This window comes from Sphingobacterium sp. UBA5639, assembly GCF_002421245.1.
Taxonomy (GTDB): domain Bacteria; phylum Bacteroidota; class Bacteroidia; order Sphingobacteriales; family Sphingobacteriaceae; genus Sphingobacterium; species Sphingobacterium multivorum.
The window spans coordinates 42,262-57,764 of the sequence record NZ_DIJR01000007.1; the positions used below are offsets into that span (position 1 = coordinate 42,262).

The 15,503-nt window shown below is 40.8% G+C and carries 10 protein-coding genes and 1 pseudogene; 2 read left to right on the forward strand and 9 right to left on the reverse strand.

Annotated elements, in window-relative coordinates; genetic code table 11:
• Positions 1-12: 12 nt before the first annotated feature.
• From B4Z90_RS07130 to B4Z90_RS07170, 9 genes are all read right to left on the reverse strand, one after another.
• Entirely contained in the window at positions 13-1,509 is a 1,497-nt protein-coding gene (locus tag B4Z90_RS07130) for a glycoside hydrolase family 30 protein (RefSeq protein ID WP_070566733.1), read from the reverse strand.
• 253 nt (positions 1,510-1,762) lie between these two features.
• Positions 1,763-2,854, reverse strand: coding sequence for a hypothetical protein (locus B4Z90_RS07135; RefSeq protein ID WP_286801650.1), 1,092 nt, complete (start codon positions 2,852-2,854; stop codon positions 1,763-1,765).
• Positions 2,855-3,054: 200 nt separating this feature from the next.
• Complete coding sequence (locus tag B4Z90_RS07140) at positions 3,055-4,101, reverse strand: glycosyl hydrolase (RefSeq protein WP_083295979.1); 1,047 nt, start codon at positions 4,099-4,101, stop codon at positions 3,055-3,057.
• A gap of 22 nt (positions 4,102-4,123) precedes the next feature.
• Positions 4,124-5,794 carry a cellulase family glycosylhydrolase gene (locus tag B4Z90_RS07145; RefSeq protein WP_286709312.1) on the reverse strand — a complete coding sequence of 557 codons (1,671 nt, stop codon included), beginning with the start codon at positions 5,792-5,794 and terminating at the stop codon, positions 4,124-4,126.
• 6 nt (positions 5,795-5,800) lie between these two features.
• Positions 5,801-6,988 (reverse strand): glycoside hydrolase family 26 protein, encoded by a 1,188-nt coding sequence (locus tag B4Z90_RS07150; protein ID WP_088162439.1) that lies wholly within the window; start codon positions 6,986-6,988, stop codon positions 5,801-5,803.
• Between the two features lie 8 nt (positions 6,989-6,996).
• Positions 6,997-7,935, reverse strand: coding sequence for a hypothetical protein (locus tag B4Z90_RS07155; RefSeq protein WP_201303565.1), 939 nt, complete (start codon positions 7,933-7,935; stop codon positions 6,997-6,999).
• 10 nt (positions 7,936-7,945) lie between these two features.
• Positions 7,946-9,478, reverse strand: a complete 1,533-nt coding sequence (locus B4Z90_RS07160) for a RagB/SusD family nutrient uptake outer membrane protein (RefSeq protein ID WP_070566742.1) — start codon at positions 9,476-9,478, stop codon at positions 7,946-7,948.
• A gap of 11 nt (positions 9,479-9,489) precedes the next feature.
• A complete protein-coding gene (locus B4Z90_RS07165) occupies positions 9,490-12,552 on the reverse strand; it encodes a SusC/RagA family TonB-linked outer membrane protein (RefSeq protein WP_157698540.1) in 3,063 nt (1,020 codons plus the stop codon).
• Between the two features lie 224 nt (positions 12,553-12,776).
• Positions 12,777-13,655 (reverse strand): AraC family transcriptional regulator, encoded by an 879-nt coding sequence (locus B4Z90_RS07170; protein ID WP_070566744.1) that lies wholly within the window; start codon positions 13,653-13,655, stop codon positions 12,777-12,779.
• 162 nt (positions 13,656-13,817) lie between these two features.
• Between B4Z90_RS07170 and B4Z90_RS25130 the strand changes: the two genes are divergently transcribed.
• Together B4Z90_RS25130 and B4Z90_RS07175 are read left to right on the forward strand one after the other, a co-directional pair.
• Entirely contained in the window at positions 13,818-14,099 is a 282-nt protein-coding gene (locus B4Z90_RS25130) for a transposase (protein WP_070566746.1), read from the forward strand.
• A pseudogene (locus B4Z90_RS07175) lies at positions 14,087-14,941 on the forward strand (IS3 family transposase); the annotation flags it as partial. The gene B4Z90_RS25130 and the pseudogene B4Z90_RS07175, both read left to right, overlap by 13 nt.
• Positions 14,942-15,503: the final 562 nt, after the last annotated feature.

The window sequence follows — 15,503 nt, forward strand, 5'->3', positions numbered from 1 at the left end:
TTTCATAATTTTTTATTCTGATTTCCAGCAATAGGTGCCTACTGCTCCAGCAGCTAACTTGATCATACTGAATTTACCCTTATACTGAACTTTTACCTCCCGATCATAGAATGAACTGTTTGCAACAATCAGGACAATCTCTTTTTTGGGAGTAAGAAACGCAACATTGGGCAATACTCCACTATTCTGTACTGTAGTAACGCGTTTGATATCCGCGTTTTCCTCGTCCGTGGTAATGTCAATACCTTGATCATAAGGAGCATTGGAGGAAACACGTACCGATCCCGGCGGAACGAATTTTGAAATATGTGCAACAACGTAATAGGCCACATTTCTTGATACCTGATCTCCATCAATGGTAAGTGCGCCCTGACATATGGCACATCCACCATTATCTGTATGGGGATCATTATTGGGATCTGCGGCCAAATTCCACAATATCATATTCCGGCTCCAATTGCGCATGGTTCCGATAACAAGGCGTTCGGTCTGGTAGGCAAGGTTGCTGATTTTACTTTGGCTAGATTGAATGACCATCTGTTCTGTAAAATAGATATTTTTGTCAGGTCTAGCTTGATGCACCAATGACATCGTACCAATGTCACCTCCATAGTGGTGGAAACCGGATCCATCTACATATGGACCAATAGCAGGGTCATTCAACAGGGTCAATGGATAATCTGGCCGATCACAATTATGATCAAAAAGAATAATTTTTGTATCCGGCTTCAATTTGTTAAAGACGGGCAGTAAGTGGTCTCTTAGAAAATTGCGCATCTGCGATACAGAAAATGGCATACTGGGAGTATTCCTCGAATTGAGTGGTTCATTTTGCACGGTGATCATATGAATAGGGATCCCATTTTTTTCCATTTCCTGTACATAACGTAAAAGATAACGGGCATATACAGGATAACAGTCCGTCCTTAATGAACCGCCTTGAAACAGCTGTCCCACTTTCATCCACACAGGAGCAGTCCAGGGTGAAGCCATAATCTGAATTTTGGGGTTGATGGCCAAAATTTCTTTGAGTACAGGAATGACATGTTCGTAATCATGCCCCAGGCTGAAATTCAAAAGATCCGGATCTGCCTGGCCACCACTGAGATCATTATAGGTATAAACAAAGCTATTTAGATCGGATGCACCAATACTTAAACGGATAGCACTAATGGCGATTCCATCTCCGGCACTGAAAAGTTCGTGTAGAAGCTTAGACCTTTTATCGGGTACCATCTGATGTATCAGTTGGGCACTACCACCCGTCAGCGCAAACCCAAATCCATCAATAGTCTGGAATGCCTGTCTTTCGTCAATAACGATAGGTAGTTGACGCCCCCGTGATGTCGGCTCGAATACTGCCGGCGGCCCTGCGGAAAGCTGCGAAAGAGGCTGATCGTGGGTCACCCACTGGTTTAATTTGTGTTCTTGCGCCTTCAATTGAAAAACAGATAGGATCGCAAATAATAAGGCATATAATAATTTTGGATTTGGTCGTCGAATAATCATAATTTGTGAGCCTAGTCTGAATATTACAATTGGTTATCTTTTAACATCTCTACAGCAAATTTACTTGGTAAAGCTTACCTCGACTAATACTATTTTAGCAGTAGGTAATTCAATTCGAACTAAAAATCATCAAAACAACACGTAAACATCACTTACGGCGTATACTATTTTATCTCCAAATTGGCCAAACTAGTAAAAAAAGCAGTAAACTGCTCCTCTAACACCAATTACCAATCACTAGAATACAACACTGTTAGGGATAAACTAGACTCGGATAATTGACATAAAAATCATTTGTAGCCACTTTAATGGCATTGAAATTACCGTAGTTATCATTTTCCCATGGATTTTTCCATGCACATACGCCTGCGTACCCGTTCCAATAGCTTTGTTTGTAATAATTGGCCAGAGTAATATTCCAATTGCCGGAATTATTATAGGATGAGCTGTTGACATCATACCCCGGTGTTTCTCCGATCAAGACAGGTTTATCACCATTATCTAACCAATAGCCGATGGTCGTGGTAAATGGCGCCCCGGAGGATTGCCACTGGTACCAATGGGGTGAATAAAAATCTAAATAGGCGTTGGAATTGTTGTACTGCGCCTGCAATTTTGCATTGCTATAATTATTGCCCCCATAGGTATCCCATGATGTGTACCTATCGCTGTTAAAAATAATCCACATTGAACCTACCGTCACCGGCTTGGTAGAAAATTGGTTTGTCTTGGCCGCACACCATGCAATGAAACGCACGACATTGTTCTTATTTAAATTGCCACAGTTTGCATCACGCCACATATGCTCTGGCTCATTGCAGATATCATATCCCATAATGGTGGGTTCATTTTCATAACGCTGCAGAAAGGGGACAAGAAAATATTCGGTATACCACTGGGTTTTGTTGACGTCATTGATGATCTGCCTAAATTGATTGTACTTGCTGCTGGTATTCTTTACCATATCAAATGACCAAAATGTAACCAGCAGATACACTCCCTTTGATTTAGCGATCTGAACGAGTTGGTCCATATCTGTCCAGAACTGACTACTGGCACCTGTGACAAGACCGTCACCGTTTAAAGACGGACTATGGCTCCCCGACCCATGCACCCAGATTCTAGCAAGGTTAATTTTATTATCCTTATAACGCTGAAACTCATTGCTCCACCAGGTGTAATCAAAATTTCTACCTAAAAAATCTAAAGTAGAATCGCTTTGCTTTTGCCAGGCTGTGTTGATACCATTGAAAAAAATCTGCTTTGAGGCAACATAAAATTTATTGCCCGAAATAGTCACGGCATCAGTGATTGAAGCCGGAGCAACACCATTGTTCAAAGCCATCTTTTTCTGCTTGGGCAGAGATTCTGCAGCCTGATCAAAAGCTTTTTTTTGGCAGCTGTATGACAATATGATCAAGCAGATACACCATAATTTACATAAAGATCTCATAATTGTTTATTTTGGTTATTCTAAGATAGTGAGCTAACGATATTGCTGGCTAATACTTTATTAACAAATAGTTGTACAAGGGTGTAATTATTCTACTCACCCAGCATAATTACCTGATCGGAACCGTATAATGCTTTGATCTTAGCCTCACTGTTCTTTTCAAAGACCAATTCTGACCAGCCCATAAAAAACACCCAATTGGGCTGGTCTTTAAGTACCTCAAGTGACGGTAATACCTGGCACTCTCCGATCGCCATTGGCCTTCCTGCTGCTACACGAACGATCGCATCATACTTTTCATTACTAAACCCCGTGTGATCATCGTATACATCAAGCGAAACAATATCCCAATAGGATCTTCCGGGATTATACAGCTCGACGTCAGTATCCAGGCTTTGAAAATCTTGAACATTCCAAACCCAAATTAGATTATCGAGCTCTTTTTTCTTAACCATAAAGTCATGTACATACCGGTAGAGTCTAGCGGTGCCTTTTTCTCCCGGGCGTCCCCCCCACCAAAATTTCCCCTGATTCATCTCATGAAAGGGCCTGAACAGAGCGATGACCTTGTTGTCTTTCAATCGCTTTAGATAAACTGCAATTTCTTCCATCATCGAGACTAATTTACCATGCTCTAAGGTCCCTTCTATAAAAAGGTTTTCCCACTGGCTGTCTGTCAAATGACTTAAAACGCCACGTCCGTCATCCCAGCTACAAGGTTGTCCATTGACAGGGTTGCAGGCGTGCCACATGATATTAACAATTGCACCCTGATGGAATTGGCTGATAGCCTCATCAATCATAGTGCTCCTGTGATCAATATTTTCCTGCTGAAATAAAAAATCACCGCTCCACAGCTTCGGATATCTACCTACTAGTTTGTTTATGGCATTGGTCCAGCGGGCAGGCTCACTATTGGGTTCGCGATTGTGTATACCACCAATAACACGCTTTCCCTTAATCCGGGATAGGTAATCCATTATCTTTTGCTTTTCTTTTTTAGCCGACCACGAAACAGAATCATTGACCTGCGTATTTGCCGCCAGCGATTGGCTAGTCAATGTTTTACAGCCGATCCCGGTGATCACGATTAATGAACTACATAGTAGCGCTAGTGACTTGAATATATTTTTTTCCATAATAGGTGATTTGTTACTGTCATTACTTAATAATATAAAGCTTCTCTTTTTTAGATCCCACAAAAAGATCTTTCAATAATATTTTTCCATCCTGATGATCTTTCAGCTCTTCTGCCTGATATTTTAATGTAAGCGGGTCAAATGATTGGATCTCCTTTTTGTTTCCGATGATGTCCAAAATCTCTACGCTACTACTAAAAACCTCATTCGTGGGATTGTAAAGATAGATATAGAGTTCCTCGCCACATTTTACGCCATAGGCTTCAAGCCTACCGGCTTTTAATGCCAATGGCTTGAATTCTCCTTTTCCATTCAGCAACATACGGTCGCTCAATTGCCGTACCCCACGATAATAAGGTAGCATATCCCTATTCTGAAAGTATTCCCACCACCAGCTCATCGGTAGGATCGGTGTTGATGAGAAAAGCCCATACCAGAGACCCCGTTTGAAATCTAATTCCATCTCATATGCAAAATCATCAAAATTTTGCTGCCAATCCCATTCATAGCCAAACTCGCCAATGACATAAGGCTTTTTATGTTTTGTGGAGTATGCATTGATTTCTGAGGGTATCAGATCAGTATGTTTGTAAATGTGTTTTTGATTGATATCTATTGCCTCGATATCATTGAGCCCCGGGATATCTCTATGGGATATGCTGGTAGTAACAATGTGTTTATATGGATCTATCTTTTTTAAATAGGTAGCCATTTCAGTATGCCATTCTACAATAGCTTTAGAAGAAATCGGCTTTTCCCGACCATTAAACTGTATATTATCTACTTCATTCAGAAACTCCCACATATCAATATGCGGTGAATACCCCCAGCGTGACACAATGTAGCGCAAACGATTTTTATAAAGCGTTTTAGCCTCTTCGGCTGCAAAAAACTCGTCCGTCGTCTTTACCCCTCCGATATTATCGGATCTGAAATTACCCATTCCCAAAGTAAGCATAACATATAAATCGAGTGAATCGGCAAGATCGACGAGATGATCGAGCCGGCGTACTGCGCTGGGGTTAAAATGAGCTGGATCTGACTGGTAGCGATCATTGTTGAATCCGTCCTGAAAATCTATGGGCAAATTCCAGGGACAGATCCAGGTCCTAAAGAAATTGCCGCCATTTTCAGCAAATTCGGCAAGCATACGGTCATAATTATAAACGGAAGCATTTTGGTGCAGTGCTGCATAATATTTTGAATCGTCTTTACGCCTTGATTCCCAACAGATGTTTTCGGCTATCCCACGAAAGGATGTACCGTTATCAAATTGTAAGGACCAGTTATTTTTAACACTTAGAAATCCTTTTTCTGCCGTTTCCCGCACCCGCGCATCGAATTTCCTAGATGTGGCGACTATTTTTCCATTTTTGCTCAATACGAACTTAAAATGATAATCGCCATGCTGTCTGGGTGAGAACCGGGCATTCCATTCTGAAATATCCCCAGATTGCCCCTTTACATAAAAGCACGGCTGAAGCAGTACCTCACCTGATGCTGTATATATCTCCATGTCAAGCTTAATGTCTTCCTGCAAATAAGGGTTTGTCCAGGTCGATTTAAGTTTTATAACGAAATCCATCCGTCTTCCTTGAAGTGCTGCTGACTCCTTAAAATCGACAGAAATAATCTGGGAAAATGTAGTTACTGGAAATATGAAAAAAAAGATTATTCCAATTAAAAAGCGCATACCTGATTAATTGACGGTTACACCATCGGCCAATACATACATATTGGGGAGGTCCTTTGAAAATAAACTTATACTGCTCCTAAATAGCGTTTTGAAATCATCGGCTGAGGGATGCCCTTTCCATGGTCCATAGAAATGTATCCCTTGCTTTAATGGATCGTATTCATTTCGCCACATAACGACCATACTGATTTTTTTACCAACGAGTGGAGTGAGGATCTGCTCGGTCCAATAACTGACATAGGGTACATTACCATTTCTGATCCCTTCAATTCCTGTTTCGGTAACACCAGCAGGCTTTTTCTTTTCTAAAGAAAGCTCTTGCAACGCGTTTAAATTGGAAAGAAACGCTTGGGTATTTGTACCATGATAACAGTCCATACCGATAAAATCGACTAATTCATCCCCCGGCCAGCGGAATAGCAGATCTTCTTTCCGTCCATTATTGTCCCGTTGTGGCGATATCGCAAAAATAAAATTATGTACCCCTTTCGCTACTGTCAAATAAGATAACGTAAACTTCCAAAGCGCTATAAACTCTTCACTAGTCGTACAAGAACTTCCCCACCAGGACCAGCTTTGGGTATGTTCATGAAAAGGTCTAAAGATAACAGGAATCAATTTGCCATTGCCATCCTTCAATGAAAGTGCAAACGTGGCGAGATTATCCAACCAACTTTTAAATTTTAAATTTGTTGCACTTCCATCGGTCAAAATTTCTTTAACAACTGTTTTTGATGAATTGTCCCATGAATCCCCGCCCGTCAAGGGATTGTTTAGGTGGCACATAGCGGTAATAACTTCACCACGGGAACGCGCTTCAAGGATAGCCTTTTTACGGGCCTCGTTTAAAGTCGCTCTGGTACGGCGGTCATCCATCAATTCAGCAAAATCAACACTAAAAACTGCGGGGTAGTCGCCTACAATTTCGTAAACGTCAGATCTACCGGCAACTTCCTTCCATTCTCTGCCGTAGATCAGATCATCATGATGGCCAAACATAAAGCCTTTGTCTTTTATCTTCCATAATTGGGAGTAGAGCGCTTTAGTTTCTGCCGTCGCCTGCTTGTCAAATAATCGGAGTTCGATTTGTGAGGGTTTTTCTCCGGGCTTTTGATCTGTGGCCGGATCAGCCTTGGTACATGCCGTTCCACCTATTAAGATGGACACGGCATACATAAATAACTTCTTCATGATTTGGATCAATTACGCTTTTTCACTTCCACCCAATATCTTCTGGGCTTTTTCACAAACTTATCATAGTCTGTATAGATTGCAGACCAGTCGTCATTACCGTTCAATGAAAAAGCAAAAGCATTGTTAACAATTGTTTTAGCCTGTTTATTGCCAAGATCCTCGGTACCAGGACCAAGAAAACTACAATTTACGCTGCTTCCATCTGCGGCAATTAGCGTCAAGATATCGGTTGTGTAGTCCCGCTCCCATTTCCCTTCACCCTTCGGTATTTTACGATAAAATTTATTGACATCTGTTTTGGGGTCTGGTGTATAAATGAAATTGGCATATTTTCCGTCAGCGCCGGCATCATTTACAAATGTACCCGTAGTTTTACCTGTCGGTGTTACTCCTGTCAGTTTAAAGGTTATGCTATTATCCAATTCCACTTGAGGACCATCAGATACAGGCCATATCCATGGTTTACTCGTTAAGGATAAAACCGCGCCACCACCATATTCAGGCCCTGTACCACCATAAAGTACAAGTCCGGTAATATCGTAGGTACCGAGGATCGTTTCGGTAAAAGGCTCGACGATGACCTCCCATTCTCGAGATTCACCTGTCTCTGCTGTCACGGTATAATTATACTTATAGTTGCCGGCAAGAAAATTGACTTCAGAACCAGAGGCAGGCGAAACAGTAGCGCGATAAGATTGTTGGATCACAGGTTTCACTTTGGAAAAGTCAGTATTGTCCTCCACCAATACTTTTACTTTCACTGTCCCAGCGGCCCTGTCTACAACTGCTGCTCCTATCTGCGTAAAGCCTGTCCCCATGGAAAAGTTTTCAATGGATTTCTCATTGCTCTCGACTCCCTTATAGGGATCCTTTTTACAACCAAAGACTGTAAAAACCAATATCAAATATGCTGCAAAACCAGCTTTATATGTTTTCAGATTCATAATAAAATAGTTATGGTTTCAATAATGGGTTTGTATCAATTTCACGCTGTGGAATTGGAAAAAAGTATGCTCCTGAAGTGATGGATTTACCATACTTTTCTACCAAAACTTTTTCCATCAGATGATTGCGTCGTAAATCAAACAGCCTATTCCCTTCAAATGCAAGCTCTAGTGCACGTTCTTCAACTACTGCCTCACGAAATGCAGCGACCGATAGATTTGCTGTAAGCGGGCCTAGGCCTGCCCGGCTACGGATTTTATTCACCGCAGCATATCCCTCAGCTGTAGGACCAGCAGACTCTGCATAAACCAGAAGAATATCCGAATAACGTATCACCGGCGAATTGGTACTCATTTTATCTGCATCCCGAAGTGGATCAATGTACTTTCGGGTAAAAGGTCGCGAGAAATCCGCAATACCAAGTTTAATGGTTTTGCCATCGGGATTGACAACTTCTGAAACAATAAGGTCTGTTTTCCTCTTATCACTTGAGTTGTAGCTGTTGTAGTGCGCGGCCTCCATCTGAAAATGGTTCCACCCTTTACCAATATTGATTATTGTAGTCTCAGGATCGCTTGGATTGTATGGAATACGCATTGCAAAACCGGGATCAGGCAAAAACATGTTCGGTAATTTGGAATAATTCCCCTCGCGCTCACCTGAGCGATCTACAGCAGCGTCAAATATGTGTTCGGAAACGGCAGCTTTTTTATAAATTTCAGTATTCCAGATATCAGGTAACACACTTGTAAAATTAAAAATTTGCTGATCGTTGATCACTTTTGCGGCATATGTATTCGCTTCAAGATAGAGCTTTGTCGCATCAGTTACAAATTCGTAGCCTGGCGAAGTTGAAGCTTTTGAAGACGCCATATGGAGGTATACCTTTGCGAGTAATGACTGGGCAGCACACCGATTTGCCCTTCCCTCAAAATTTTTAGAAATTGACATCAATTGTTCCCCTTGCTTTAGATCAGCAATGATAACATCGTAAACCTGCTGGATACTTGACTTGGCTACAGGGATCTGCTCGGCCTCAACAAGGGGTTCTAAACGAAGCGGAACTTCACCGAATAGACGCACTAGATTAAAATTGTGAAGTGCACGCAAAAAATAAGCCTCGCCGATAATTTGATTGCGGTCAGCTTCCGCCATATTAGGAACGTTAGGAACATTGGCTATTACGGCGTTAGCACGTGAAATACCACGATAAAGATATGTCCATAGATTATCAAGATCTGAATTTGTCGAGGTAGTCCGTAATTGATCCAGTTCAAAATTTGACTGCCCTGCATCTGCTTTCGCTGTCAGATTCTCAGTCGGCAATTCAGTAATAATGTAATAACCCCTAGAATAATATCCGACTTCAGGCAAAATGGCGTAAGCATAGATCAAGCCTGAAAGCGCATCTTGCCCCGTCTTGTAAAAAGACTTTGAATTAACTATTCCATAAGGCTCTTCTGTTAGTTTAGAACAGGATATAAAAGTACTGCTGATTAGTCCTAAAAGACAAATAGGTATAAAAAGTTTATTGATTTTCATGGCTGTTTAATTTAAAATCCAACGGATAATCCAAGGGAATAAGTTCGAGGTCGTGGGTAATTACCCCAGTTGATTCCATCCAATCCCATCTCGGGATCAAAACCCTTGTTAAATTTGGTAAAAGTCAGTAAGTTATTGCCGGCGGCAAACAACCTTAATGTGCTGATGCCAGCAATCAGGCCCGGCTTAAAATTATAGCCAATGGTAACATTTTGCAGTCTAAGAAAGGAACCGTCTTCAACGAAAAAATCCGAAGCTTTATAGCCTCGCGTATTATTGGCTCTAGGATATAACTGACTTGGGTTATCGGGCGTCCAGCGCTGCACTTGCCTGCTCGGTGTCATCTTTTGAAGATCGAAAACATCATTCCCATATACGCCGTAAAACTGGGCACTTAGGTCAAAACGCTTGTACGAAGCACTGGTATTAAAGCTATAAATGAATTTAGGTGTAGGGTCGCCAATTACTGTACGGTCATATGTAGGATCTATGGTCCCATCAGACTCGCCCTTAGGGCCGCTGATATCGACGTATTTAATCTCACCTGGTAATGCCTCCCGCCCAGTAAGTCCGGCACCTATCCCTTCCTCCAATGTTTGAATTATTCCATTTGCACGATAACCATAGAACGTATACATTGGTTGGCCAACGATAAAATGGTTGACATTCTGACGTACCATTTCAATCAATGATCCTGTGACAACACGGTCACTCTCGCCCATTCTAACCACTTTGTTACGGTTGAGAGCGAAATTGCCACCAACAGACCACTGTAAACCGTCGGTTTGAATTACTTTAGCATTGAGTCCCAATTCGAAACCACGGTTACTTATTTCACCATCGTTTACCCATTGTTGATCAAAGCCTGAGGATGGTGAAATTGTACGCGTACGGAGTAAATCTTTCGTCTGCTTGTCGTAATAATCTGCCGTCAGGGTAAAGCGCTGGTTCATAAACCCGATATCCAAACCAATATCGAAAGATGTTGTCGTCTCCCACTTTAGGCTTTTGTTCCCTAAGCCACCAACGACAGTAAGCCCCTGCTCATTATTGGCTCCGGCCAAGCCCGGACCAAAGCCCGTCATAAAACCATTTTGTGATCCTACAAAATAGCGCTCAGAGCCATAGCGGTCCATGGTCTGATAAGGAGATATCCCCTGATTACCTGTCAATCCATAACTTGCTCTAAATTTCAGCTCGGAAAATGCGCCCAGGTGTTTAATGAATTCTTCTTCACTTATTTTCCAGGCGAATGCTGCTGACGGGAAAAAGGCCCACTTATTATTGTCCCCAAATTTAGTAGAGCCATCTGCGCGACCGGTCAGGGTAAAAAGATACTTATCTGCTAAAGCATAATTTACCCGTCCAAACCAAGAATTCAATGTAGATGAAGAGAGTCCATTACTGAGTGTCTTTGTCTTTGCACTGTTGAGATTTTCATTTTGAAGGTTATCGTTGACAAAATTCATCCCTATCAAATTACTCGTTCTGGTTGTTGATGTCTGTAAAGAGAAACCTCCTACAATATTAAAGCGATGTATATCGTTAAATGTCTTGTTGATGGTGAGATAGTTTTCATTGACTAGCTCATTATTGTTATAGTTGCTAATAGAGCCATAACCTGTATTTTCATAACCTCGAAATGTCACAGTGGCTGGCTCGTAGATATCACCAACAGAATTACCAAACTTAGTACTTAACTGTGTCCTAAACTGAAGCCAATCAGTAAATTTTATATTAGCAAATACTGTAGCCAAGACGTCTATAGTCTTTGACTTGTTGAGCACTTCATTAGCAATCGCTATCGGATTACCAAAATCCGTAGCCGATGTACGAAAATAGTTTCCATTTTTGTCATAAACAGGGAATATACGCGTACGGCCGGCACTCAAATTTTGCCCTTGATTGTTCGTATGTGTCAATATCACATTTGTACCAGCGGAGATAGCCTCAGTTAATTTTTGGTCTAAATTCAATCTGCCGGTATATTTGTCATACGCATTTTTTATCGCGAGTCCCTCTTCCTTATAATAATTACCGGACATGGAGTATTTTGTATTATCTGAACCTCCATCTACACCAAGCGTATAGTTTTGGGAAAAAGGGTTTCGATAGACTAAATCTGCCCAGTCGGTATTGGTGGTCCACTGTGGTTTATTGGGGTCCAACCCGCGCAATTCAGCTATAGACGGAAAGTAAACCCCACTCCTAACTTCGCCTAGATAAGGTAATTGACTTAAAGGAGTCCCCCCATTTAATGCCGCCTCATTTGCATAAACAGCTTCTTCGATGCCATCACGCCAAAGATCAGGTTTGACAGCTAGTGTCGAAATAGAATTTAAAGTGTTTAAAGATATTCTTGGTTTACCGGCTCTTGCCTTTTTGGTGGTAACCATAATAACTCCATTGGCCCCACGCGAACCATATATTGCTGCTGATGAGGCGTCCTTAAGTACTTCGATGGACTCAATATCTTCAGGATTTATCTGTTTTAGATCTCCTGCATCACCCCAGGGAAATCCATCAACAACAACAAGTGGCGCATTGGATCCATTGAGAGAGCTATTACCACGGATACGTACTGTAGCGCCAGCTCCAGGCTTACCGCTTGAAATTGCCACTTGGACTCCAGGGATCTTTCCTTGCAATAATTGATCCACTGATGAAGCCGGAGTCTTGTTTAGGTCCCCACCTTTGAGTGTGGCCACAGCGCCTGTAAGATCACTCTTTTTAACTCCGCCGTAACCGATAACAACCACATCCTCGAGATCGACTGTGGCGGTTGCCAAAACTGCATTTACAACTGTTTGATTATTTAATTGGACGTTTTCGGTCTTGAGTCCGAGCGAAGTGAAGGTCAAAACTCCTGTTCCGCCTGGCACAGAAATCTGATAATTCCCTTTTTCATTTGTGGTGACTGCCTGATTTCCATATTTTACTGTTACTCCAGCTAAAGGCTGACCCTGATTGTCCCGAACGGTTCCGGAAACTAATCGACTCTGAGCAACACTTAATTGAACGGCAAATAGCGCACTGCAAAAAAGAGTATAAGTCGTCAATAAACTTCTTCTCATAATATATAACATTTAGATTTATAAATTGCTTACTATGGGTAACTTCTATTAAGCATACGTACTGTATATCCCTTTCTTAATTGGTTAGCCTCAAGTATTAGACAAATATATTCCAATACCCCACTTAAAGATCAATACTATTTTAACCAAATGTTATACTCAAATTAAAATATACCCCATCTTACAATCAAAACCACAAAATACTATATATATTATTTTAACTCTTAAATGAAAACACGGCTGCCACTGAAGTTGAGTCTATAGGCAGATGGGGTACAATTTTTTTTACGTTTGAATGCCCGGTTAAAGTTGGAAATATTATTAAAACCACATAGGTAACAAATCTCAGCGACTGTATTGCTCGTCTCTATTAACATTCTGGTAGCGTGGCCAAGTCTTATTTCATTGAGATTGTCAATAAATGTTTTTCCTGTACGTTTCTTTATAAACCGGGAGAAAGAAACTTCGGACATATTGACCAGTTCGGCGACGTCATTAAGGGAGATCAATTTGCTGAAGTTTTTATTCATATAATCAAATGCTACATCTAAACGACGGCTTCGAAAATTCAGTGATTTGTCCAAAAGCATATCTCCCTCAACCAGTAGTTCAGTGTCTTTGCTTACCGATAAATCCCGCAAAATTAGCATTAATTTTATCACTGAATCAAACCCCACCGTTTTATGCAAATTCAATATTTCGGGTGCGATTGACTTAATAGTGCTTTTCGAGAATTTTATACCAAAGCTGCTTACTTGCAACATTCTTTTAATAAAATTCAGTTGATTTTTATTTAAAAATTGATCGCTAAATAGATCTTTATTCCATTGCACTGTCACTTCAACAATATTCTTTGATCTACAATTATTATTGAACCAGCCATGTGGCAAATTAGGGCCTGTCAAAACGAGCTCATAATCTCCAATTTCTTCAATCCTGTCTCCGACAACTCGCTGAGCACCGGAAGCATTCAAAATCATATTTAATTCGTACTCCTCATGGTAATGATATGGAAAATCAAATTTATCTTTAATGCGATGAAACACAGTGAAGCATTCTGTTTCTCTTAATGGAGTGACTTCTTTGATCGGATGGTGGCTCATAATTGTTAAAATACTATTATCTAAAATAACACTATAGTTATTAATAAACAATAACAGAACAATCAAATAGTATGAATCAAGCTATTATCAGTTAAAATAGTATTATATTTATGATACTCCCCAAATACTGGATAACTGTTTAAATGTTTAAATTAGCAGTTAATAGATGAAAAAACACGAAGAAAGTTTAGTGCAAGCTTCAAAGCTAAAGTAGCTATCGAAGCTATTAAGGAACAGCAAACGATTCATGAGCTTGCCTCTAAATATGAAGTTCAAGCTACGCAGATCAATACCTGGAAGCGGGAATTCTTAGATAATGCTGAAGCAGCATTTACGACGGATAAGCCTATGGTTAATGATGATTCGAAAGAGAAAGAGCTCTATTCGAAGATCGGCGAACTCCAGATGCAGGTTGATTTCTTAAAAAAAATCTTGGGCAAATGAGCACAGAAGATAAACGTAAGCTTATTTGCCCGTCCCACCACCATCTGAGCATTCATAAACAGTGTAAAATCATAGAACTCCCTCATAGCAGTTACTATTTCAAATCTAAGGGAGTATCTACGCTGAAGCAACAGCTGATGAATGCGATAGATCGCAAATTTCTAGATTGTCCATTTTATGGTGTTAAACGTATGACTGTTCACCTGTGTAAAGACCTGGGGTATTTTGTAGGTGAGAAACGTATTCGGAGGCTTTATAAGCTCATGAACCTTAGGACGATATATCCGAAGAAGAATTTGAGTAGATCAAACAAAGCTGATTATAAGTTCCCCTATCTTCTGAGGAATCTCAAGATAGAACGAATAAATCAGGTGTGGCAGGCTGATATAACCTACATCCCCATGTTCCGGGGTTTTATGTACATGTTTGCTATCATCGATGTGTATAGTAGAAAGATCATGGGTTGGGGAGTTTCCAATACAATGAATGCAGAATGGTGCAGGGATATCATGCTTGAAACGATTGAAAAACACGGTAAACCAGATATTTTTAATACAGATCAAGGCTCTCAATTTACTTCCAGTATCTTTGTTCGTGCGCTGCAAGATGCAGAAGTTCAAATATCTATGGATGGCAAAGGTCGTGCGATCGATAACATTTACATAGAAAGATTTTGGGGTTCACTAAAGAGAGAGAAAATCTATTTGAATCCTCCTAACGCAGGGATGGATCTCTATCAGAAAGTTAACGCTTATGTTACCTTTTATAACACGATAAGACGGCACGATTCGCTTGATGATGAAACTCCAGACACTGTTTATTACGCAAAGAAAGCCTCATAATTGGTCGGTGCAATAAGGAAAGCTGGTGGTAGGTATAATATTTCCCTCTTTTTCAAACACCCTCAATCACTTTGGGGAGGGGATTTGAAAAAAGAAAAATATTAGCAAATACAGTCAAAAATTGAAGATTATATATTAAGTTTGAATTTAGTTGTCCAACAAACCGGCAGTATCATAGAGCTCCTGCCACAATGTGGTGATCAATATGCTCGGCTCTTCCCCCATACGCTTTTTTATATGCGTAAAAGAATTTTTCAAGCGGATTAATCTTGCATTGAGATTTCCGGAGCAAGGTTTCCATGTCCAAATAGTTTTTGACGGTTTGTCTGNNGTGCATGCACAGATGCCGTGCCATGGCACGTATGGAATATCCTTTTTTCTGTAATTCCTTCAGTTGCTCAAACCGCTTTAAGCGGATCCCGCCATGAGCTGAATCCGGAGAGCTTCTGTTTTCAGATAGTGAGCTTTGATTTTCAGCTATTTGTTGATCGTCAACCCGCAACTGCTTATTGGCCAACAAAGCTGTGGCTTTGCTGTAATGCCTAATCAAAACTTTCTGTAC

Coding starts and splice junctions, on each gene's coding strand:
- B4Z90_RS07130 (WP_070566733.1), bottom strand. CDS start 1,509: ATGATTATTCGACGACCAAATCCAAAATTATTATATGCCTTATTATTT.
- B4Z90_RS07135 (WP_286801650.1), bottom strand. CDS start 2,854: ATGGCTTTGAACAATGGTGTTGCTCCGGCTTCAATCACTGATGCCGTG.
- B4Z90_RS07140 (WP_083295979.1), bottom strand. CDS start 4,101: ATGGAAAAAAATATATTCAAGTCACTAGCGCTACTATGTAGTTCATTA.
- B4Z90_RS07145 (WP_286709312.1), bottom strand. CDS start 5,794: ATGCGCTTTTTAATTGGAATAATCTTTTTTTTCATATTTCCAGTAACT.
- B4Z90_RS07150 (WP_088162439.1), bottom strand. CDS start 6,988: ATGAAGAAGTTATTTATGTATGCCGTGTCCATCTTAATAGGTGGAACG.
- B4Z90_RS07155 (WP_201303565.1), bottom strand. CDS start 7,935: ATGAATCTGAAAACATATAAAGCTGGTTTTGCAGCATATTTGATATTG.
- B4Z90_RS07160 (WP_070566742.1), bottom strand. CDS start 9,478: ATGAAAATCAATAAACTTTTTATACCTATTTGTCTTTTAGGACTAATC.
- B4Z90_RS07165 (WP_157698540.1), bottom strand. CDS start 12,552: ATGAGAAGAAGTTTATTGACGACTTATACTCTTTTTTGCAGTGCGCTA.
- B4Z90_RS07170 (WP_070566744.1), bottom strand. CDS start 13,655: ATGAGCCACCATCCGATCAAAGAAGTCACTCCATTAAGAGAAACAGAA.